Source organism: Paraburkholderia rhizosphaerae, from assembly GCF_004366595.1.
In the GTDB taxonomy this organism is placed as follows: Bacteria; Pseudomonadota; Gammaproteobacteria; order Burkholderiales; family Burkholderiaceae; genus Paraburkholderia; species Paraburkholderia rhizosphaerae.
Genome location: NZ_SORE01000001.1, coordinates 453068 through 475413 on the forward strand (window position 1 = coordinate 453068; position 22346 = coordinate 475413).

At 60.9% G+C, this 22346-nt stretch carries 23 protein-coding genes; 10 read left to right on the forward strand and 13 right to left on the reverse strand.

The features are described 5' to 3' along the window. Positions 1-7: 7 nt before the first annotated feature. Positions 8-1216, reverse strand: coding sequence for a pyridoxal-phosphate-dependent aminotransferase family protein (locus tag BX592_RS01915; RefSeq protein ID WP_134189938.1), 1209 nt, complete (start codon positions 1214-1216; stop codon positions 8-10). A gap of 97 nt (positions 1217-1313) precedes the next feature. Then, entirely contained in the window at positions 1314-2111 is a 798-nt protein-coding gene (locus tag BX592_RS01920) for an HpcH/HpaI aldolase family protein (RefSeq protein WP_134189939.1), read from the reverse strand. Positions 2112-2263: 152 nt separating this feature from the next. Between BX592_RS01920 and BX592_RS01925 the strand changes: the two genes are divergently transcribed. Further along, on the forward strand, positions 2264-2845 hold the full coding sequence (locus tag BX592_RS01925; RefSeq protein ID WP_377681576.1) for a type 2 periplasmic-binding domain-containing protein: 582 nt from the start codon (positions 2264-2266) through the stop codon (positions 2843-2845). Between the two features lie 7 nt (positions 2846-2852). On the opposite strand, the gene BX592_RS01930 is transcribed toward BX592_RS01925, so the two are convergent. The 3 genes from BX592_RS01930 to BX592_RS01940 form a co-directional block, all read right to left on the reverse strand. Then, entirely contained in the window at positions 2853-3743 is an 891-nt protein-coding gene (locus BX592_RS01930; RefSeq protein ID WP_134189940.1) for an alpha/beta hydrolase, read from the reverse strand. Positions 3744-3823: 80 nt separating this feature from the next. Continuing rightward, complete coding sequence (locus BX592_RS01935; RefSeq protein ID WP_134189941.1) at positions 3824-4771, reverse strand: LysR family transcriptional regulator; 948 nt, start codon at positions 4769-4771, stop codon at positions 3824-3826. 9 nt (positions 4772-4780) lie between these two features. Next, a complete protein-coding gene (locus BX592_RS01940; RefSeq protein WP_134189942.1) occupies positions 4781-6010 on the reverse strand; it encodes a tetratricopeptide repeat protein in 1230 nt (409 codons plus the stop codon). Between the two features lie 376 nt (positions 6011-6386). On the opposite strand from BX592_RS01940, the gene BX592_RS01950 reads away from it, so the two are divergent. From BX592_RS01950 to BX592_RS01960, 3 genes are read left to right on the forward strand one after another with little or no spacing between them, the layout of a single operon-like run. Continuing rightward, positions 6387-6710 (forward strand): putative quinol monooxygenase, encoded by a 324-nt coding sequence (locus BX592_RS01950; protein ID WP_134190013.1) that lies wholly within the window; start codon positions 6387-6389, stop codon positions 6708-6710. A gap of 49 nt (positions 6711-6759) precedes the next feature. Then, positions 6760-7503: an SDR family oxidoreductase gene (locus BX592_RS01955; protein ID WP_134189943.1), complete on the forward strand. Its 744-nt coding sequence runs from the start codon at positions 6760-6762 to the stop codon at positions 7501-7503. Between the two features lie 40 nt (positions 7504-7543). Continuing rightward, a complete protein-coding gene (locus BX592_RS01960; RefSeq protein WP_134189944.1) occupies positions 7544-8506 on the forward strand; it encodes a quinone oxidoreductase family protein in 963 nt (320 codons plus the stop codon). Between the two features lie 84 nt (positions 8507-8590). On the opposite strand, the gene BX592_RS01965 is transcribed toward BX592_RS01960, so the two are convergent. The 8 genes from BX592_RS01965 to BX592_RS02000 form a co-directional block, all read right to left on the reverse strand. Continuing rightward, positions 8591-9415 carry an alpha/beta fold hydrolase gene (locus BX592_RS01965; RefSeq protein WP_134189945.1) on the reverse strand — a complete coding sequence of 275 codons (825 nt, stop codon included), beginning with the start codon at positions 9413-9415 and terminating at the stop codon, positions 8591-8593. Positions 9416-9489: 74 nt separating this feature from the next. Beyond that, positions 9490-10104, reverse strand: a complete 615-nt coding sequence (locus tag BX592_RS01970; protein ID WP_134189946.1) for a rhomboid family intramembrane serine protease — start codon at positions 10102-10104, stop codon at positions 9490-9492. Positions 10105-10474: 370 nt separating this feature from the next. Continuing rightward, the gene (locus BX592_RS01975) at positions 10475-10768 is read right to left on the reverse strand and encodes a hypothetical protein (RefSeq protein ID WP_134189947.1); all 294 of its coding nucleotides are present in this window, start codon (positions 10766-10768) and stop codon (positions 10475-10477) included. Positions 10769-10852: 84 nt separating this feature from the next. Continuing rightward, complete coding sequence (locus BX592_RS01980) at positions 10853-11674, reverse strand: ABC transporter ATP-binding protein (protein ID WP_134189948.1); 822 nt, start codon at positions 11672-11674, stop codon at positions 10853-10855. Continuing rightward, the gene (locus tag BX592_RS01985) at positions 11675-12508 is read right to left on the reverse strand and encodes an ABC transporter permease (RefSeq protein WP_134189949.1); all 834 of its coding nucleotides are present in this window, start codon (positions 12506-12508) and stop codon (positions 11675-11677) included. A gap of 3 nt (positions 12509-12511) precedes the next feature. After that, positions 12512-13468 (reverse strand): ABC transporter substrate-binding protein, encoded by a 957-nt coding sequence (locus BX592_RS01990; RefSeq protein WP_134190014.1) that lies wholly within the window; start codon positions 13466-13468, stop codon positions 12512-12514. 313 nt (positions 13469-13781) lie between these two features. Further along, positions 13782-14771, reverse strand: coding sequence for an acetamidase/formamidase family protein (locus tag BX592_RS01995; RefSeq protein WP_134189950.1), 990 nt, complete (start codon positions 14769-14771; stop codon positions 13782-13784). Between the two features lie 107 nt (positions 14772-14878). Continuing rightward, entirely contained in the window at positions 14879-15313 is a 435-nt protein-coding gene (locus BX592_RS02000; RefSeq protein ID WP_134189951.1) for a MarR family winged helix-turn-helix transcriptional regulator, read from the reverse strand. Between the two features lie 200 nt (positions 15314-15513). On the opposite strand from BX592_RS02000, the gene BX592_RS02005 reads away from it, so the two are divergent. From BX592_RS02005 to BX592_RS02030, 6 genes are all read left to right on the forward strand, one after another. Then, a complete protein-coding gene (locus BX592_RS02005) occupies positions 15514-16572 on the forward strand; it encodes a substrate-binding domain-containing protein (RefSeq protein WP_134189952.1) in 1059 nt (352 codons plus the stop codon). A 201-nt stretch (positions 16573-16773) separates the two neighbouring features. Further along, positions 16774-18291 (forward strand): amidase, encoded by a 1518-nt coding sequence (locus BX592_RS02010; RefSeq protein WP_134189953.1) that lies wholly within the window; start codon positions 16774-16776, stop codon positions 18289-18291. Positions 18292-18334: 43 nt separating this feature from the next. Next, a complete protein-coding gene (locus BX592_RS02015; protein WP_134189954.1) occupies positions 18335-19561 on the forward strand; it encodes an urea ABC transporter substrate-binding protein in 1227 nt (408 codons plus the stop codon). A 49-nt stretch (positions 19562-19610) separates the two neighbouring features. Beyond that, positions 19611-20477 (forward strand): ABC transporter permease subunit, encoded by an 867-nt coding sequence (locus tag BX592_RS02020; RefSeq protein WP_134189955.1) that lies wholly within the window; start codon positions 19611-19613, stop codon positions 20475-20477. Beyond that, positions 20474-21619, forward strand: a complete 1146-nt coding sequence (locus BX592_RS02025; RefSeq protein WP_243849243.1) for a branched-chain amino acid ABC transporter permease — start codon at positions 20474-20476, stop codon at positions 21617-21619. The genes BX592_RS02020 and BX592_RS02025 overlap by 4 nt, the downstream gene beginning before the upstream one ends. Further along, positions 21616-22335 carry an ABC transporter ATP-binding protein gene (locus BX592_RS02030; protein WP_134189956.1) on the forward strand — a complete coding sequence of 240 codons (720 nt, stop codon included), beginning with the start codon at positions 21616-21618 and terminating at the stop codon, positions 22333-22335. Before BX592_RS02025 ends, BX592_RS02030 begins: the two co-directional genes overlap by 4 nt. Positions 22336-22346 lie beyond the last annotated feature (11 nt).

Below are 22346 nucleotides of genomic sequence, written 5' to 3' on the forward strand. Positions count from 1 at the left end.
TCAGCCGTTATCGCGCGGGCAACAGGTGCTCGTTAAGCACCGCGATCGCGCTTTCGATTGCACCATTGCCGATCGGCACGTTCAGCAGACGAAGCGTCGCGTCAACGCCGGATAGACAGCCGAGAATCATCGCCTCGTTGATGTCGCCCAGATGCCCGATGCGAAAGAGCTTGCCCGCATGCGGTCCGAGGCCGCCCGCGAGGCCGATATGGAAGCGCTCGCGTGCGACCGTATAGATTTCAGCCGGATCGATGTTTTCCCGCACGCCGATCGCGGTGATCGACGTCGAGCGTGCGGACGGGTCCTTCACCATCAGCCAAAGCGCGCCATGCTCGCTCCATCGTTCGACGGCCGCGTGGACCGCGCGCGCGATACGCGCGTGCCGTGCGAACACCGCTTCGTAGCCTTCGCTTTCGATTAGCCTGAGTGCCACTTCAAGTCCCATCAGATGGCTTTCGGGCGGCGTGCCGCCAAATTTGCGGTAGCCGATCGGGCTCTTGCGCGTAATCCAGTCCCAGTACACGCGAGGGGTGCGGTTATCGCGCGCGACGTTCAGCGCTTTTTCGTCGACGGCGGTAAACGACATGCCTGGCGGCAGCATCAACGCTTTTTGCGACGCGCCGATCGCGACGTTCACGCCCCACGCATCCATCTCGAACGGTGTCGCGGCAAGCGACGCGACTACGTCGACGACCAGCAGCGCAGGGTGTTGCGCGCGGTCCATCGCTTGCCTCACCTTCCGGATATCGCTCGTTACACCAGTCGACGTATCGGTCTGAACCGCGAACACCGCGATGATCTCGTGCGCCTTGTCCTCGCGCAGCGCGGCTTCGATCAGGCTCGGGTCGATCGGCGAGCCGGCGCGCGCTTCGGTGCGAATCGCGTGTGCGCCGCAGCCTTCCGCCGCTTGCGCCCACGTTTCGCTGAAGTGGCCGGTACCCGCGACCAGCACCTTGCCGCCTGGCGGCAGCAGGTTGACGATCGCGGCTTCCCACGCGCCGTGGCCGTTTGCGGTGTACATGATCACGTCGGCGTGCTTCGTGTTGAGCAGCCGTTGCAGGCCGCGCTCGCAGTTTTCGACCACCGCGGTCAGGCGCGGGTCGTTCAGATCGAACGGCTGCGCGCTCATCGCGTTGCGCACGAGGTCCGGCACATGAGTGGGCCCCGGCGTATGCAGAAGTTTGATGCCGGCCGTCGTTGGAAGATTCGGGTTCATAGGCGTCAACGCGTATTGTTAGCGGGTTTCGCGCGCGCCTGGGCGTTCTTTTTCGACAACGAATCCGACCGCACGGCGCGGCAATTTGCGGTTGAATTCAGGCGCCGTCGCGCAGTTTCGCGAGCGTGGCCATAAACAATTGTACCGATGCCTGGATATACATCGGATCGAAACCGAGGAACAGGTCGTTCACACCGAGGCGTATCGCTTCGGCCGCCTGTTCGGGCGTGATCGCAAACGACGGCATCCGCGCGCGCTTTGCCTTGATTTTGCGGATCACTTCTTCGATCGTTTTTCGCACTTCAGGGTGGTTGGGACCATCGGTGAAGCCCATGTTGACCGCAAGGTCGAACGGCGCAGGAATTGCGCCGGCGACGCCTTCGAGATCAAGGATCGCGTCGAGGTCGCGTACCGCGCCAGGATGTTCGATCAACACGTATAGGCTGGTTTCTTCGTTGGCTCGCTTTGCGTAGTCAAGCATATTGGTTTGCCATTGATATTGCGCGCGGAACGGGCCCCAGCCGCGAATGCCCTGTGGTGGATATTTCGCGTAGGACACCGCGTCTTCAGCGTCTTTCAGGCACGTGATCATCGGCACGATGATGGATTTTGCACCGGTGTCGAGTGCGAGCTTGATTTGCGCGGCATCGTTGTGCGTGACGCGAATCCACGCTTCGGCAGGCGTACCGATTGTTGCGGTAACCATTCGGTAGGCCGTTTCGATCGAGATCGGGCCGTGTTCCATATCGATCAGCACATAGTCGAAGCCCGCATGAGCGAACATCTGCACCAGTTCGGGCGAAGGGGACGTAACGCCGATTCCGAGCGTGATACCTGCCGGTTTTTGCAGCGGATTCGATAGGTAAGCGGATGGGTTGGCCGGGCTTTTTTGCATGACAGGAACTCCTTACTTGAACAGAGCGTCGACGAGGCGGGGGAGCGGTCCCTGTTTTCGATAACACGCGGCGACGGGGATTAGTCCAGCGATTAGGGTCACGGCTCGGTGAGGTAACATCGTCCGAGGAGGCCAGCTCGTGAAAATTACCGTTGCCTACATCGAAGAACCTCCATTCGGCTGAACCGGCGCGGATAAATCGACGACAGGGTGCCGATATCGAAGTCGATTTCAGCGTGCCGGTGTGGGCAATCGAAGATGGGTTTCTCGTGCAGGCCGGCAATCCGAAATCATTGGATAGCTACGAGTCGGTCGCGCGACATGCCAACGCGCGGCTTGGCATCATAGCCGGGCAAGTTCAGCATTTGTCCGCGCGGGCAAAGGGTGTGCGGGACGAGCAGATCCGCTTGTTCGATCAACAGGCCGAAGCAATCGCGGCGCTTCAGTCAGGGGAGATCGATGCGTATGCGAGCACTGCGCTGGGCAATCGGATTGTTGCGCAGCGTGTTGGTGTTGTGCGCATCGAGGCGGTTGCACATCAATCGAATGCGCGTGCCGATGACAAACCGCCGATGGGCGCGTTTTCATTCAGAAGAGGCAATCGCGCGCTGGTCGATGCGGTGAACCAGCAGTTGCGGGCTTATCTAGGTTCCGCGGAGCATCGGCAACGGATGGCGCGATTTGGCTTGACCGAGCGCGAGATCGATCCGGTGGTATTGCGGAGGGAGACCTGATCAATCACTACTGCGCGTCAAGCGTCGCCCGTACAAATGCCCCCATCGCTTCAAGCGATTGCTGTCCCGCATCGAGTTGCTGATAAAACAGACTCCACGCGTGAATCATCTCCGGCCAGATATCGAGCACCACGCGTCCATCCGCTTGTGCGACGCGGCGTGCGAGCCGGACTGAATCGTCGAGCAGTGTTTCCGCGGTGCCGACTTGAATCAGCATCGGCGGAAGGCCGCTTAGATCCGCATACAGCGGCGACGCGAGCGGCGTGCGCGGCGCTGCGCCGTTCAGATACGCTCCCGCCGCTTCGAGCAGATACGGCTTCTGAATCAACGGGTCCACGGTTGCTTTCGATTCCATCGATTCACCGCTCATGTCGAGATCTGTCCACGGCGAACTCAACCATGCGCACGCGGGAAGGTCGGCGCCTATCTGCCGCAGTGAGACGAGCATCGCCAATGCAAGTCCGCCGCCCGCACTCTCTCCGGCGAGCACAATGTTCGCGGGCTCGTAGCCTTGCGACAGCAGAAAGCGATAGCCAGTAAGCGCGTCTTCCAGTGCCGCGGGAAACGGATGCTCGGGCGCAAGCCGATAGTCGAGTGCGAGCGTGCGCGTTCGTGCGACGCGGCCGATCTGCGCAACCATGTGCCGATGAGTCGCGATACCGCCGGAGATATAGGCGCCGCCATGCAGGAACAGCACGACTTGCTTTGGATCGGCTACCGGTGTCAGCGTCCATTCGGCGGGAACGCCACTGGCGTCGACCGCGTCGATCTGCACGTCAGACGGAACTGTGTACCGGTCCACTAACGACAGCAGACGTGCACGCCGTTCAGCCAGCACCGTCGGGCGCGGCTTTGAAGCAAGCCATTCGCGAATGGCTTCAATTTGAGGATTGGCCATCGTCGCTCTCCTTTCGGGCTCGTTCACAGAATGGTAGTGCAAAGCAGACTACCTTTTAAGCACTGGCGCATTCGCAATCGCTAACGAAGGCTGGCTGCGGACGGTCGCGAGACTGACTCGCTTCGCGTCAAAGCGACGACGAAGTCGAGGAATGCGCGTGTCCTCGCCGGCACATGGTGTCTCGACGGATGGTACGCATACAGCGGGAAACGCTCGTCAGACCAATCCGGAAACAGATTGATCAATTGACCTTCCCGTATCAGCGGCTCGGCGGCGAGCAGCAGCATTTGCGCGATGCCGGAGCCAGCCAGACACGCGTGGAGCAACGCGCCCGGCTCGTTGACCGTCAGGCGGCCATTCGTTTGGATAACGAGCTTTTTACGTTTACGGTGAAATTCCCACGGGTATGGTCTGCCCGTCTCCGGGTTGCGAAATTCGAGGCAGCGGTGGTGGCGTTCGTTTAACGCTTGCGGTTCCGTTGGTCGCCCATGACGCGCGAGATAGGCAGGTGCAGCGACCGTAATGACCGGTGTGTCGAGCAGTTTGCGTGCAACCAGACTCGAACTGCGCGGTTCGCCGAATCGCAGTGCGAGATCGAAACCGTCGGAGACCAGATCGCCAAGATGGTCGCGTGTGACCAACTCGAGATCGAGGTCGGGGTGCGCGTCCATGAAGGTGTCAAGATGCGGTCCGAGGATGATCCGCGAGATCACCGCATCCAGATTGACGCGCAGCTTGCCTCGTACGGCTGTGGTACCGCCTGCCGCTGCAGCCGCGGCTTCCTCCATGCCACGCAAGTGCGGCATTACCTGCTCGTAGAAGCGCCGGCCTTCTTCGGTAAGCGAAACGGAGCGCGTCGTTCGATGAAAGAGCCTGATTTTCAGCCTCTTTTCGAGGCGGGCGATCGCGCGGCTCACGCCAGGCGGCGTCATCTCGAGTAGTTCGGATGCGGCTGCGAACGTCCCCGCGTCGACGACCGCGGCAAATACGCCTATTCCACTCGATAGATTCTCGTTGTTCGATCTCATATCGCTTCCCTAGCCTTGGCGTCGGGCATGCGCGATTTCGTCGAGCGCGCTGCGAATCGACGCGATCTGTTCGGGCCAGCCACCCGACATTTGCCGAAAGACGTACATGTCTTGCGGATACCACGACGACTGAGCGCCTGCACGATGCCAACGCCAGTCGACGCCGCTCTTCGGCAGCATCAGCCAGCACGCGACGCCGAGTGCGCCGGTGAGATGGACGATCGCGGTATCGACGGCGATGACAAGGTTCAGTTGCGCAACGATCGCAGCGGTGTCGGCGAAATCGTGGATGTCCTTGCCCAGACAAACGACGTGTTGATGATTGCCGCTTGCCGCGACTTCGAGTTCGGCATCGCCGGTCTGCAGGCTCACGAATGAAACGCCATCGACTGACAGCAATGGCGCGAGTGTGGCGAAGTGCGGCAGCGAGCGCGCGGCGTCGTTCTCGTGTCCGGGGTTGCCTTTCCACACAAGTCCCACTCGAAGTGGGCTATCGGGAAGGCGCGCTTTCCATCGGTCCATCCGCTGCGTATAGACGCCGACATACGGAATACGCGCCGGAATCGATTGCGGCGTCGTGCCGAAATGGCGCGGCAGACTCGTCAACGATTCCCAGTAGTCGTGCATGCGCAATTCGTTGGGATCGGTGACGACGGTATCGATGCCTTCGACCGTGCGCAGCAGCGGACCCAGCTCAGGCTTGCATGCGACCGTCAGTTGCGCGACGCCTAGCGCCTTCAGGAGCGCAGCATAGCGAACGAACTGGATCGTGTCGCCGTACCCCTGTTCGGGTAGCAACAGTAGAGATTTGCCGCTTAGCGCCTCGCCCGCCCATTTGGGAAAGGGCAGCGTGCCGTGCTCCTGGAACAGCGGACCACGCGCTTCGTAAAGTGGCCACGCGTCGATATATCGACCTTGCGAGAGCAACAGCAGCGACAGATTGAAGCGGGCTTCATGCAGCTCCGGATTGAATCTGATCGCATTCCGATACGCCGCTTCTGCTTCATCGAGGCGGCCAAGCGCTTCGAGCGTATCAGCGAGATTCGCATGAAACTCAGGGCAGTCCGGCCAGTGCCGCAGTGCGTTCCGGTAGTGCTGTTCGGCCTCGTGAAGCTGGCCCGCGCGACGCAGGTCGTTGCCTGTGTCGTTCTGAGCGATCGCTTCGTCGAGTTGGCTTTCGGACGGTTGACGGATGCGAGCGGGCGCGCGAAAGACGGTTCTGTAAAGTCGGGTGCTCATGGTGGGCCGCTTGCCAATGACGGACGATCGACAAGTAAACCACAGTTCAGGCGGTGCGAGGGACTACCCACCCGAAGCGTTTGTTCAGTTAAGCAGAGGAAAGCCGACGAAGGCCCGATTCGCTCTTCCCGCGATGCGAAGTCACGACGCCGCCGCATTTATATTGACGTTTATTCAGGGGCTGGCGGTTCAGGCCAAAGGGGGCGCAACGCGACGTCAGCCAACGCGCGCTGGCAACTCGTTCGACGGTATCGAACGTGAGGTCGAACGGCATCGAACAACATTGGGAACCGGGCAGCACATAATACGCTGCATGTCGCGTGAGGCGACACATATTCCGAATCATGGTCCAACGCATTTATCGCAGGAGCCGAATATGAGTCAGCAGATTTCCTTCATCGTCCATCTGCCGGGGAAGCCGGAAGCCCGCGAAGCGCTTTACTCTAGCCTTCTCAACGTGCTCGACGAAATGTCCCATGAACCCGATTTCGTTAATACCTATCTACATCGCTCGGCGGACGACCCCGACACGCTCGTCCTCTATGAAACGTGGGCCTGCAGCGCGGAGTATTTCCAGAACCATCATCTGAAGAAGTCCTATCGTGTGGACTATGAGAAAAAGCTTGGAAACCTGTTGAAGTCGGAGCGCCGCTTCGAATGGCTGGAACCGATCCGTTCATATGAAAAGAAGGCCGCGTGAGGATCCGCTTCGCTGTTCCGTCCATTGTTGGGATTAATAGGATTTCGTCATGAATTCACGTCTTTCGGGAAGAGTTGCATTTGTCACCGGCGGTGCCAGAGGGATTGGCGCGGCGATTGTCCGGCGTCTGGCCAGCGAGGGCGCAACGGTCGCGTTTACCTATCAAAGCTCGGCTGCGAGCGCACAGGATGTCGTTGCGAGCATTGAAGAACGGGGCGGCCGCGCGCTGGCGCTGCATGCCGACGTCGCGAATCCCATCGCGCTTACCGGCGCTGTTAACGAAGCGGCGCGCGTATTGGGGAAGATTGACATTCTTGTCAACAACGCGGGCGTGCTGTTTATGGCGCCGATTGGCGAGTTCAAGCTCGAGGATTTCGACAAGACGCTGGCTGTCAATGTGCGCGCGGTGTTTGTCGGCACCCAGGCGGTATTGCCGCATATGGGTGAGGGCGGCCGCATCATCAATATCGGCAGTTGTAACGCGGACCGTATGCCGTTTGCGGGCGGTAGCGTGTATGCGATGAGCAAGTCGGCGCTGATCGGTCTGACCCAAGGGCTCGCGCGCGATCTGGGGCCGAAGGGCATCACGGTCAACAATGTTCACCCGGGACCGGTCAACACCGATATGAACCCGGAGGCCGGCGAGTTCGCACCCGTTCTTCATGGGCTGATGGCGATTCAACGTCACGGCACAGCGGAAGAAATCGCGGGCATGGTCGCATATGTGGCGAGCCCGGAGGCTGCATTCGTGACCGGCGCGAACCTCGGCATCGACGGGGGAATCAACGCCTGATCGTTCAACTCCCACTGTGGCCATCATGCAAGGAGCAGGAATGAAAGCCGTTCAATTCAAATCGTTTGGCATGCCGGACGTACTCGAGTATCTCGAACTTGACACGCCGCATGCCGATGCGGAAAACGCAGTTGTGCGTGTGAAGGCGGCGTCGGTTAACCCGAGCGACGTCAAGAACGTATCCGGGCATTTTGGACATACGGTGCCACCGCGTGTGCCGGGACGTGACTTTAGCGGCGTCGTCGTTGACGGTCCGGCGGAGTGGATCGGTGCGGCAGTATGGGGCACCGGTGGCGATATCGGCTTTACGCGTGATGGCACTCACGCTGAGTTCATTCGTATTCCGGTGGCGGCGCTCGCGCGCAAGCCGATGAACTTGAGCCACGAGCAGGCGGCTTCGATTGGCGTGAATTTCGTCGTCGGGTGGTTGGGTGCAGTCGAACACGCGAAGCTTGCCGCGGGCGAGACCATCGCGGTAATCGGCGCCTCGGGCGGAGTCGGCGGTGCGGTCACGCAGATCGCGAAGGCGCGCGGCGCGCGCGTGATTGCGGTGGACCGCCGCGAACCGGATCCGGATTCGCCGGCGGGCCGGCTGATCGACGGGTATGTGCGGATTGGCGACGACGCTGCCGAGCGCGTGAAGGCACTGACCAACGGAGGCGTTGATGTCGTGTATGACGCGGTGGGCGGTGTCGCGTTCGAAACGGCGCTGGGTCTCGTGAAGCGGCGTGGACGGGTTGTCGAAATCAGCGCGACGGGTAAGCGCCGTGTCGAGTTCGACCTGATCGACTTTTACCACAACGAGACACAGTTGTTCGGCACCGACAGTGCGAAGCTCGGGGTCGCTGAATCGGCGCCGCTTTTACGCGCCCTAGTGGAAGGCTTCGAGAAAGAGCGCTACGAGCCGCCGGTGATTGCGCAGTCGTTTGCGTTGGGTGATGCGAAGGCCGCGTATGAAGCGGTGGCGGCGGGTACGCGCGGGCGCGTGGTGCTGACGATGTGAGCGCAGGGATGTTTGCGTGTTGCGATGGCGCCGGTCTCTCGTTGCAGAGACCGGTCGCTGCAACTGTTCTTCTAACCGCGCGCGTTATGCGTTCGCACCGACGTGTTGATCGAGGAATGCAAGAAGCTCACGGTTCACGAATGACGGGTTCTCGAGACACGAGATATGACCCGCTTCAGGCACCAGCACATGCCGGCAACCGATCGTCTCGGCCATTCTGATTGCTTCGGCGGGCGGGCGCGGAATGTCGAGTTCGCCGCCCATCACGAGCGTGGTGGACGCGTCGAGCGCGGCAAGCTTCGCCACTTCATCGGCGCGATTCATGAAGAGGCGGCCAAGCGGCACGATCGACTGTCGTAGCTGATCCGCTGAAAACGCAGCCAATGCGCGTTTGAACGACACGATCAGTTCGCTGTCGAGCGGTGCGCCGCGGCGGAAGTACAACGGTGCGATCGCATCGATCATCGGTGCGGGAATCTGCCCGAGCGATTCGATTGTGTTGACCATCTGCGTGTATTGCGCGAGCGTTGCTGCGGGTTCGGCGCCGCGGTCCGAATCCATGATTACGAGCGCCTTGATGCGCTTCGGTTCACGCAACGCGAGTTCGGAGCCCCACATGCCACCAAGCGACAAGCCGATCATCGCGCATTGTTCGATGTTAAGCGCGTCTAGCAGCTCGCTCGCTTGCGCGGCGAGGTCGCCGAAGGTGCGGGTGCTTTCGGGCATCGGGCCGGATTGGCCGTGGCCCCATAGCTCGGGGACGATGACCTGGTACGACTGCGAAAGCGCTTCAATTTGCGGCTGCCACATTGCGGAGTCCCACAGGTAGCTGTGGCCGAGCAGTACCGGAAAGCCGCTGCCGCGGGTCTGGTAATGCAGCTGTTGTCCTGCGATGGTGATGAAGGGCATGGTGAGGTCGGTGCGGGTGGGCGAACGGAACGGGAAGTATATTCGCGATCTCCGTATTCGGCCCGCGGAACTTGCTATGCGCGCACACGCGAGCGGTTCCTCGCACCGATACGCGCGGCCACTGCCCCTCCCAGCGCACCACCGAGATGGGTTTGCCATGACACGCCTGGATAAAGCGGCAGAACACCGAAAAGCATCGTCAACCCATAACTGAAACCGACGAATCCAGCGACGAGTACCGACAAAAGGTTTCGGGTATAGAGCCCGCGTGCGACGAGATATGCAGCGTAGCCAAACACGAGGCCACTCGCACCGATGTGCACCGAGTGCGGCGCGCCGAAGAGCCACGCGCACATGCCGCCACCGAGCATCGCGCCGATCGTCGCCGATACGAAGTTGGAGATGCGCGGCCACATGCAGAGCCAGCCGAGAACGATCAGCCCGCCCGTGTTTGCAGCGATATGGCCGACGCTCGCATGCAACCATGGCGCGAAGAGAATGCCCTGCAGCCCGCTGAGCGTGCGCGGCACGACGCCGTACCGGTATAGATGAAGCTCAGGGAAGGCAGCAGTCGCGATAAAGACCGCCCAGATGGACCCGACAAAAAGCACGAGCACCAGCACCCGGGTCTCGAACTGGGAGACGGCGTTGTGAACTGCGCGTGACAGCGACGCTTTATTTTGCGGCATTCAAAGAGGCTCCGGAGGCCCGGGGTGTTCAAAGGGTGCTCGTATCGGGCAGCAAGCGCACGGCGCGGCTTCGCCGGTGAGACGACGCCTGGCGCCGAAAGCGGATTCTACTTGCGCGACGAATTGTAAGCGTTGGCCGACGGGCGGAGCACAGTGGTGACCTGCTTGCTGAGCACGGTCTTAAATGGCGAACACGCCCGCGCGCACGCTGTCACGGTGGGTCAACAGTGAAACGGGAGTGTGCTGTGGAGCGGTTACGACGAGCAGCCGAAGCGAACTGAGCGACGTTTGTAGCAGGTGGATATTGCGGACGAGCGGTTCCTCCAATCGGATGATCGTGTAAGCGTCGTCTGCGCCCGCTTCGCCGCGCTCAAGAATCCGAGTGCGCGTACAACGTATCGCGCGGAAAGAAAAACCGCTGGTTAAAAGCGGGAAGCACGACGGTCGCACCTCTCGCGGTGACGCGCACATTGCAGGTTTGACTGACCAGTGTGCCGTGCCTGTAGACGAACGCGCCGGGCCCACCATCGCACGCCGCAACGTGCTCGAACAGACGTATGTCCCGGCCGTTCGACATTTCGCTCGTGACGACGAACCCGGAAGCATAGGCGGCGGTTACGCCGACCATCGCGGCCATTCCGATAAGCGGTTTTGCTATCTGCATGACGTCGATCTCCGTGGCCTTGCCAGCTAGTGATCCAGCATCGCGACGCTCGCCTTCACGTAACCAATATAGTGCGCCGGTTGTTCATCGGCGCACCTCACGTTGAAAAATTTCGAGGCTGCGCTTCCGGGTCTTGATGAAGCTAGCTTGAGACAGCGTCTCGACCGTGCGCGGCCGTGCTTCGTCATAGTCGATTATCTCGGCGATACGCGTGGGCCGCTTGGTCAGCAGCAGCACCTGATCAGCGAGATACACCGCCTCTTCCAGGTCGTGCGAAACCAGCAGCATCGTGGTGCCGGTCTGCATAAAGACTTCCTGCAGCTTTTCGCGGATAAAAAGCGTCATCTCGTAGTCCAGCGCGGAAAACGGCTCGTCGAGGAATAGCACCTCGGGACGCGGCGCCAGTGCGCGCATGATCGATGCTGTCTGCTGCTGTCCGCCCGACAACTCGTACGGATAGCGTTTCAGGTCGAACCGGACGTCGAACGAAGCCATCAGTTCTTCCATCCGCCGATCGACTTCCGCCTTGCTTTTGCCTTCGAGCAGCAGTGGGTACGCAATGTTGTCGATCGTGCGCATCCACGGGAACAGCGCCTCGCGGTAGTTCTGGAAAACATAGCCGATACGCGTGTCTTTCAACGATTTGCCGTCGAACAGGATTTCTCCGCGGTCGATCGGCACGAGGCCTGCGATCATGTTGATCAGCGTGCTCTTGCCGCAGCCGTTAGGGCCGAACACCGACACGATGCGCGCCTTCGGGATATCGAGGTCGAAGTCCTCATAAAGCGGCCATCCCGCGAAGTATTTGGTTAAGCCGCGGATCGTGATGTGCGTGCCTGCCGGTCCGGGAACGAAGCGACGGGAAGGGACATCGGCGAAAGACGGAGCGTTCAGTACGGTGTTCATTTATCTTCCGCTCCAGTGAACCACGCGTCGCTCCAGCAACAAAAACAGAATGTTGAGCGCGTAACCCAGACCGCCTGCCGCGAGAATGGCGGCATACATCGTCTTTACGTTGAGCACCTGCTGCGCGTCGAGAATCGCATGACCCAGGCCGTCTTGCGAGCCGATAAACATCTCCGCCACAATCACGATCACCAGCGACATCGACACCGCTGAGCGCAAGCCTACGAAGCTGGGTTGCAGGCTTTCCCAGATCAGCACGTCCTTGAAGATGCGCCAACGCGATGCGCCCATCACTCTGGCTGCCATCACCCGCTGCTTGCGCGCATTGATGACCCCGTACGCGCTATTGAACACGACGATAAGCAGCGAGCCGAACGCCGCAATCGCGACCTTGTTGATATCGGACACGCCGAAGATCAGCAGGAACAGCGGAATGAGTGCGGATGCTGGCGTGGAGCGAAAAAAGTCGACAAGAAACTCGACACTGCGATATGCACGCTGATTGCTGCCGAGTGCGATGCCAAGCGGCATGCCGATGACCGCCGCGATCACGAACGCTTCCAGCGTGCGCCCGACCGTCACGAGGAAATCGCTCAACAGCGGGCCGCCCGCGAGGCCGTGTACCAATGCGCCCAGCGTGTCGATCGGGCCCGGCAGCAGGATGGGTTTGATCAGCCCCATGCGGACTACCGCTTCCCACACGATAAACAGAATCACCGGGCCGACGAACGGCAGCATGCGGTCGTGCAGCGCCGCGCGCGGTGCGGCCGTATCGCGCGATGCCGGCGGCGCCCAGCCAGCGGCTGACGAATCGGAAGCAGCGGGCTTGTTCATCACTTACCCCTTGTACAGCATGGATGTCACGTCGACCTTCTCCGAGAACACGCCTTTCTGCGAGAAAAAGTCGTAGAACTTCTGGTAGTAGCGCAGATCGTCAGCGCTCAATTCGGTGTAGGACGCGTAGGCTGCCATTGGGACTTGCTTGGCGAGATCCGCGGTAATCGGCGTATAGCCGCTCAGATAGACGAGCGTCGAGTCGAGTGAATGACGCACCAGATCGACGCCGCGTAGATACGCGGCGATGTACTGCTTCGATACTTGCGGGTTTGCCTCGACGAACGCCGCGGTCAGTACCGCTGCGCCGCCATGCCACGGGGCCGACGGATCGCCAAGTACGTAATGGGACACCACCGCGGGTTCCAGCACGCGGGTCGATCCATTCAGGCGACCGAGGGTGCCCATCGGCTCCAGCGCGTAGGCCGCATCGACCTGGCCTGCAGCGATGGCCGCAACGTGCTGCTCGTACGGCAACTCGACCGGTTTGATGCCAGGCACGCCGCCGCCTTCAAGAATTGCTTTGCACAGGGTCGTGTTCTGAATGCCAGGGCCGCACGCGATTTTCTTGCCTTTCAGGTCGGCAATCGTCTTGTACGGACTCGCTTTGCCGACCAGGATTTCTTCCAGTATGTGATCCTTGTTGCTAGGGTTGGTGCAGAACACGCGGAAGACGCCGTGTTCCGCGATTGCGCCAATGCCCAGCGTGGCGGTGCCGGTGCCGTTCGCGCAGCCTTCCAGGCGGCCTGCGAGCATCGCTTCCATGATCTGTTGCGCGGAACTGAAACGCACGGGCTCCACGTCGAGACCCGCTTCCTTGAAATAGCCTTTCTCCACGGCCGCATAGAACGGCAGACCTGCCGATAGCGGCAGATAGCCGACTCGTATCTTCGGGCCGGCCGCGCGCGCAAGGCCCGGCATCGCCAGGGCGCCTGCAAGCGCTCCGCCGAGCTTCAGCATATGACGGCGGCTATATTTCGCGTCGTGTAATGGAATCGACTTGTTTGATGCGCGAGACACCTGGAGCTCCTGACGGTATGAAGAGGGGCTTACGTTTTGCGGGGATTGAGTTTTACGTTTCGCTTAAGCACGAGACGCGACAGGCGGCTGGAATTCGGATGTCGCTGGTCATCTATTTGCGCATGGGTTGTGCGCATGTGATGTCGCGGTAGTCGCATCCGTTTGCGAATCGACTATCAGGCTACGGGAATCATTCTGGAGGGGTTTCCAGAAATTTCAAAAATGATTTTGCTGCGTTCGCGCGACGAAGAAATCAGCTCGTACGCCGCAGCGCGACCGCTAGCGGATGCGAGCCTTTAAGCACCGAAGACAGGCGAGCCCGATCGACCATTGCGTGCACACCTTTTTCGCCGTTCACCATTTGTGTCACGTGCAGGTCACACGCCATGCTGCAGAACACGTAGGCGTCTTCGCGCGCCCATCCGGTGATTTCGCGCAGCAGCGCGATCATTTCCCGCAGCGCCTGGCGTGCCGCGGTGTCGAGGTCTTCATCGAAGCCCATCGTGATGACGTGAGTGACCGACAAGCCGATCGGCATTGGCGCATGCACGGCCTTGTGCAGGTGAAACTCGAACAATCCTGTAAGCGAAGTTTCGAGTGCAGTGAGATTGACCTCGCCGTCGCCTTGCACCGCGTGCCCGTCACCCGCCGAGAAAAGTGCACCGCTCGCGTGCACGGGCAGGAACAGCGTGGCACCGGCACACAGCTCCTTGTTGTCGATGTTTCCGCCATGTTCGCGCGGCTCGATCGAGCTGATCGCACCGTAAGCCGCGGGGGGCGCGACGCCCATCACGCCAAAGAACGGGCGTAGCGGTAACGTGACGCCGAATGGCAATGTCGTCGTGTGCCGTTCGCGATCGATCGGCACGTGCAGCAAGCGCGTGAGTGGAAAGTCTTCGGGCAGCGTACCGCGTAGCGGGCGTATCACGTTCCAGCCCCAGTCCTGGCGCAGCTCGATTTCGCGCACGCGGACTTCGAGTAGATCGCCGGGCTCTGCGCCATTGATGGCAACTGGGCCTGTCACGATATGCGGGCCGAGCTTCGGTGTGCACGTTTCATGGATGCGCCGATGCTCGGGCAGGACATCAAAAGGCGCACCGACGAGATCGCGTGGCTGGCCGTTTACCGATTCGATGCGAACAGAGTCGCCGGACTCAACTGTGAGCGCCGGCGCAAGCGCGGCGTCGAAGTAGCCCCAGTGGACCGTGTCCGGTCCAGCATGCAACACGTGCGACCGCCCCATCCATCCTCCTGTGGCACAGCGCTGAAAGTGCGAGTCGAGAATCTACGAATCGGATTTTCGCGTGTCAAGCGATCTTAATTGCTGAGACCGCGCCTGTTCCGTGTCACTCAGCGTGGCCCTGCTTCGTCGATAAACCGTTCAAGCAGACGCTTCAACTGCTTCGCGTTACGCGCCCCGAGCGCGTCTTCGATGGCGGCATGATGTGCGTCCACGCCGGGTTGAAGGCGCGCAAGCAGCTTGATGCCACGGTCAGTGATGAAGATCAGCACCTTGCGGCTATCGTAGTCGTCCGCGGAGCGCTGCACGAGGCCGCGGCTCACCAGCTTGTCGACATTTTTAGTCAACGCGGGAAGGTTGAGCAGCACCTGTTCGGCGAGCTCGCTCATTGAGTGCCCCGCTTCGTCCGAGACCGCGTGCAAGATACGCCAATGCTCTTCGCTGACGCCTTCCTCGGCGGTCAGTTGCGCGAGACTGAGCTTCATTTGTCGATGCGCGGACGCGATGAGCCACGCGAGGTATCCAGAGAGTTCGGTGTCCGGCATGGTAGATGCTTTGTCGATGGGAATAGTTGAATCTTACGCAAATAAGTTTTCCGTGGAAAGTATCGGTGCAGATTGTCCTTTGCATCGATGCCTGATGGTGCCTGCACGCCATTTGTTGGTGCATTCCGATCGTTTAACTCTTGTGCGTCGTCAACCGTTTGATGAAGCAGCGTTCCCGTTCCTGCCGTCATGCGCAGGAGATGACCATCGCGTTATGCGTGCCTCTCGGCGGCGCGGCCGGACTTTGGGGGCCTTGTGCGCTTGCCTCGGCGCAGCTCGCGGTGGCCGAACTCAATGCGGCGTCCGGAATCGCGGGCCGGCCTTGCCGGCTCGTCACCATTAACGCCGGTGACGATGCGCGCGAGCTCGAATCCGCGCTGACAAGTCTTGTCGACGAAGGCGAGATCGATGCGCTGGTCGGCATGCACACGAGCGCAGTGCGCTACGACCTTTTGAAGGCCGTCGGCGGACATATCCCGTTTATCTATACGCCGCTCTACGAAGGTGGCGAGCGCACGCCCGGCGTATTCGCGATCGGCGAGACCACACCCCGGCAACTTCAGCCAGCCATTCAGTGGCTAACCACGCAGTTTCGCCCGAAGCGCTGGTTCTTCGTCGGCAACGATTACGTGTGGCCGCACGCTACCCATCGGCTCGCCCATCGCTTCGTAACGGAAGCGGGCGCGCAGGTGGTCGGCGACATGTACTTGCCGTTCGGAGCGGGTGAATACGATGGTGTGCTCGACGCGATTCGGGAACGGCGTGCGGATGCTGTGCTGCTGTCGTTGATCGGACAGGACACGATCGACTTCAATCGTGCGTTTGGCGAAGCAGGGCTTGCGCAGAAAGCAGTGCGCCTGTCGTGCGCGCTCGGCGAGAACGAGCTGCTCGGAATCGGCGCGCGCAACACCGCGGATCTCTACGTGGCCTCGGGCTACTTCGCTTCATTGCGCACGGATGCGAACCTCGCATTCAAGGAGCGCTATCTCGGACGATTCGGTGCGCGCGCACCGACGCTGGATACGTTCGGCCAGTCCACGTATGAAGGCATCCACTTTCTCGCGGCGTTGTTCGACGACGCGCAACGCAGACGTCTGTCGCAGGATGCAGGGCTCGCACAGCTTGGTATCGCGCCGCTGTCGTATCGCAGCGCCCGTGGCGCTGCTTATGCGGGCGGCCGTGTGAATCATATGCCGATCCATCTCGCGCGCGCGGAAGGTCATCGGTTCGAGGTGATCCCGCGGGACCAGGCGGCATAGATCGCTGCGCTACCGTTCTCGTCTCGTTCAATTTACTTTCCGAGGAAAATAAATTGTTGACGAGGAAAATATGTGTTCCTACCATGGGTCTCAGATCAGGCGTTCGTATGCCGAAACGTCCTGTTTATCCAGACACGCCTGCACGAGTGCACAGCAAGCAGGCGGCAATCCGACACGAATCCGTTCGAGCGAGGAAACGCCATGGCAGTGAAACGTCCGACACCCGCCCAGCTTGATGAAGTTGCCAAAAGCCTCGGCATGCATCTGTCCGAAGCGCAGCTCGCCGCCTATCACACGTTGTTGCAGCCCAATTTCGACGCATACGATGTGATCGACGCGATGCCCGATTACATCCCGCGCGTCACCTATCCGCGCACCCCGGGCTATCGGCCTTCCGGCGATGAAAACCGCTATAACGCGTGGTACGTGAAAACTGAAGTGAAGGGTGCGCCCACGGGCAAGCTCGCCGGCAAGACTGTCGCGCTGAAGGACAACGTTTGCCTTGCGGGTGTGCCGATGATGAATGGCGCGTCCACACTCGAGGGCTATGTGCCGGATGTCGATGCGACTATCGTGACGCGTCTGCTCGACGCGGGCGCGACCATCGTCGGCAAGGCGACCTGCGAGTATTTCTGCTTCTCCGGCGGTTCGCACACGAGCGCGCCGGCGCCGGTACACAACCCCCGCAAGATCGGCTATTCGGCGGGCGGTTCTTCATCGGGAAGCGCCGCGCTGGTGGCCGCGGGAGAAGTCGATCTCGCGATCGGCGGCGATCAGGGCGGCTCGATCCGCATGCCGGCCTCCTATTGCGGCGTCTATGGGATGAAGCCCACGCACGGGCTCGTTCCTTATACCGGCGTCATGCCGATCGAATTGACCATCGACCATACCGGCCCAATGACGGCGAACGTCACGGATAACGCGTTGATGCTCGAGGTGCTGGCTGGGCCCGACGGTCTCGATCCGCGCCAATACGCCGGGCAAACCGCCAAGCCTTACGCGGAGCTCATGAAAGAGGGCGTGCGCGGCTTGAAGATCGGCGTAGTGAAGGAAGGCTTCGGCTGGCCGCAGTCGCTTGCTGCGTCCGATGCCAAAGTGCGCGCCGCCGCCGATCATTTCGCCGAACTCGGTGCGAAGGTGAGCGACGTATCGATACCGATGCATCGCGTCGGTCCGTCGATCTGGTTGCCGATTGCCGCTGAAGGCGCGACCCAGCAGATGATGAAAGACAACGGTCACGGCTTCAACTGGAAGGGCCTCTACGTGACCAGCATGGTGGACTTCCACGCCGGTTGGCGCGAGCGTGCGGACGAGTTGTCCGAAACACTGAAGATCACGATGGTGCTAGGCGAGTACTTTATCCGTCACTATCGTGGGCGCTTCTATGCGAAGGCGCAGAATCTTTCCCGCCAGCTCACGGCTGCCTATGACGCCGCTTTCGCCGACTACGATCTGCTGCTTATGCCGACGCTACCGCTTACGGCGACGCCGCTGCCGGAGCCCGGCGCGAGCGTCGACGAAGTGGTCACGCGCGCGTTCGAAATGCTGCCGAATACCTGCCCGTTCGATTGCACCGGGCATCCTGCGATGAATGTGCCGTGCGGCACGGTCGACGGTCTGCCGGTGGGCATGATGCTGGTCGGCAAGCATTGGGATGAAGCGACGATCTATCGCGGCGCTTATGCATTCGAGCAGTCGGTCGACTGGATCAAGCTCTGAGCCTGTCCTGTTCTTTCATCGTGTCACTTTCCGGAACCACGCTATGGATCGACGTTCGTTTTTGAAGTCGTCTGCGGTATCGGCCGTGGCTGGCATGACGGGCACATTGCCGCTCATCGCCGAAGCAGCCGACGAGATTCTTGTCGGCGGCATCACCGACCTGTCGGGCGGCCTCGACATCTACGGCAAGCCGATGGCCGATTGCCTGACCCTCGCGGTCGAAGAATGGAACGCGCAGGGAGGTTTGCTCGGCAAACAGATCAAACTGCTGAACTACGATCCGCAATCGAGCATGCAGCTCTATACGCAGTTCTCGCAGCAAGCGGCGCTCAAGGACAAGGTCGCGGTCGTGCAAGGCGGCATCACGTCCGCGTCGCGCGAAGTGATGCGACCCGTGCTGGACCGCTATCGCACGCTCTACTTTTACAACACGCAGTATGAAGGGGGCGTTTGCGACCGCAACACGTTCTGTACGGGCGTGACGCCGGCGCAGACTGTCGCGAAGCTGGTTCCCTACGCGATGAAGCAATGGGGCAAGAAAGTCTATGTGATCGCAGCCGATTACAACTATGGTCAGATCACGTCGCAGTGGGTCAAGAAGTTCGTGCAGGAGAACGGCGGGTCGGTGGCATCGATCGACTTTTTCCCGCTCGATGTGACCAACTTTGGTCCGACCATTTCGAAGATCGAATCGGCGAAGCCCGACATGTTAGTTTCCGCGCTCGTCGGCGGCTCGCATATGTCGTTCTATCGGCAATGGGCGGCAGCGGGATTGCACAAGAAGATCCCACTCGCGTCGACGACCTTCGCGGTGGGTAACGAGCAGATCGTGCTGTCACCCGACGAATGCGACGGCTTCCTCGTCTCGTATAACTACTTCGAGAGTCTGGACAACCCGGTGAACACCGCGTTCAAGGCGCGCTTTCACAAGCGTTTCGGCGCGAACTACCCGAACATCACCGAGCTCGCGATGGGCACTTATCAGGGCTTCAATTTGTGGGCGCAGGGCGTGAAGAAGGCAGGAACGCTCGAGCGTACCAAGGTGATCGACGCGCTCGAATCCGGCATCAGTATCGATGCGCCGAGCGGTAAGGTATCGATCGATCCGGCGACGCATCACTGCGTGCTCAACGTAAGCATTGCGCAGGTGAAGAATCACAAACTGGACATCGTGCAGACCTTCGTCGCGCAGCCGCCAAGCGATACCAGCGCGGTGTGCAACCTCATCAAGAATCCGCGCGATAACCAGCAATATGTGATCAAGCTGTGAGGTGCGCGCGTCGCATCGTTTTATCGGCGTCATACAAGGGAGCCAGGCGATGGATCTTGCCGTGATTGTTCTGATTCAGGTGCTGTACGCGATAGCGAGCCTCGTCGTGATCTCGTCCGGGCTTGCGGTCATCTTCGGCATGATGAAGGTGATCAATCTCGCACACGGCGAGTTCATGATGCTGGGCGCTTATGCGTGCATCGAGGCGATCCATTTCGGCGTGAACCTATGGGTCGCAATTCTCGTCGTCGCGCCGGTCGTGGTCGCGCTGATCGGCGTCGTGCTGGAGCGGGTGTTTATCCGGCGGTTGTACGGCCGGATGATCGACACGATGCTCGCGACGTGGGGGCTTTCGCTGCTGCTGATCGGTATCGTCACATCGATCGCCGGTAATACGACTGCGGGCATCTCCGCGCCGCTCGGCAGCTTTGCCGTCGGTCGCTACTCGGTGAGCAGCTATACGCTCGTCATTATTGCGATTGCCGCGGTGCTTGCGCTTGCGATGCGCTGGGTATTGCTGCACACGTCGCTCGGGCTGATTGCGCGCGGCACGATGCAGAATCCGCAAATGGCCGACGCGCTCGGCATCGCGCCGGGCCGTGTCTATTCCGCGACCTTCGCGATCGGTGCTGCGCTGTCGGGACTCGCCGGTGCGCTGCTCGCGCCGATGACGGGCGTCGTGCCGACCATGGGCGGCGCATTCGTAGCCAAGGCGTTTATCACCGTGATCGGCGGCGGGCCGGCCATCGTGGCGGGACTGATCAGCTCGTCGACGCTATTCGGTGCGATCAATCAGATCGCGACGTTTGCTTCGACGCCGGTATTCGGCGAAGTGGCGCTGCTGGCCGGCGCTATCGTGATGCTACGGCTCCTGCCGCGCGGCATCACCGGCCGCTTCTTCAAGGGGGCATTGTGAATAGCCCTGCCAATGCGAATCGCGCGATGCCGGTGCCGGACGCGCTGTCACGGTTCTCGCGCTCGTGGAAGAGCGCGGCGCTCACGCTGGCAATCGGCGTGCTGATGCTGATCATGCTGCCTCGCGTGCTGGACGACTTCGCGCTTGTGCAGGCAACCGTGTACGCGGTGATGGCGATACTTGCCGTGAGTCTTGGCTTTGTGTGGGGCTTCGGTGGCATCCTGTGCTTCGGGCAGTCGGCGTTCTTCGGACTCGGCGCGTACACGTACGCAATCGCCGTCACGAATGTCGGCGACAGCACTGTGCCGTTCATTCTCGCGATCGTGCTGCCGGCCGCCTTCGCGGCGGTGCTCGGCTATCTGATCTTCTACGGTCGGCTGTCGGACGTGTACATGGGTGTCATCACCCTTACCGTCACGTTGATTTTGTTCAACACGGTCAATTCGACTGCGGGCCCGGAATGGACGATCGGCCACGCACCGCTCGGCGGCTTTAACGGCATTCCGAACATCGCGCCGCTCAATATGCCGGGCAATGTGGACGATGTCATCAGTCCGCGCGGCTTGTTCGAACTGTCGCTCGGCGCGCTGCTCGGCGTCTACCTGTTGCTGCGTGTGCTGCTTGCGTTGAAGATGGGGCGCGTCATCGTCGCGAGCAAGGAAAACGAACAGCGTCTGCTTCTGCTCGGTTACGACTCGCGCGCGTACAAGCTCTTCACGTTTGCGCTCGGCGCGGCGATCGCCGGGCTGTCGGGGTGTCTGTTCGCGAACTGGGGCGCGTTTACAAGTCCGACGGTATTTGGTCTCGCGCAATCGGCGCAAATCATTATCTGGGTCATCGTGGGCGGGCTGGGGACGCTGGTCGGACCCGTCGTCGGTTGCGTGGCGATTCAATGGCTCACCGCGCAGATCGGCACGCAACAGACAATCAATTCAAATCTCGTGCTCGGCGCCATTCTCGTCGTGTTCGTGCTGATGGTGCCCAAGGGCATCGTTCCGGCTGTCGGCGAGATCGGCATGCGGCTTGCCGCATTAGTTCGGCGCGGCCGCAAAGTATCGGGGGCGGCGCACGCGGCGGCGGGCGCATCGCATGACGAAGCGCGCAGTAACACGCATCGCCCATCGCACGAGGAAACCGCATGACGACGCCGCTGCTCGAAACGCGCAAGCTCAATGTCCGCTTCGGCGGCGTGCATGCGACCCGCGACGTCGACTTCACGCTCGCGGAGGCGGAATTGCGATGCGTGATCGGTCCGAATGGTGCGGGCAAGAGCACGTTCTTCAAATTGCTGACAGGTCAGGTCAAACCGACGTCAGGGGAGATTCTGTTTCGCGGCAAGGACATCACCGCGATGCAGCCGCATGAGCCCGCGCGGTTGGGCATCGGCATCAAAACGCAAGTGCCGAGCCTTTTCAACGGGCTCTCCGTGTGGGAGAACGTGTGGCTCGCGGCGCGGCGCGTGAATACGCCGATGCAGACCGAGCGTGTGACGCGTGAAGTGCTGGAGCGGGTCGGCATGCTGTCGCATCGCGACGCGATCGCGGGCCTGCTTGCGCACGGCGAGCGGCAGTGGGTCGAACTGGCGGTGGTGATCGCCGCGGACCCACCGCTCATTCTGCTCGATGAACCCGCGGCGGGCATGAGCGATGTGGAAGTCGCGCGCACGGCGGAGCTTATTCTGGAGATCAATCGGCGGCATGCACTTGTGGTGGTCGAGCACGATATGAGTTTTATCCGCCGCATCGCGAAGACAGTCACGGTGTTGCATCAGGGCGCGGTGATTCGCGAAGACACGCCCGAACGCATCATGCGTGACCCGTTCATCCAGCAAATCTATCTCGGCAAGAAGCCGCATTGAACGGAGGCGCG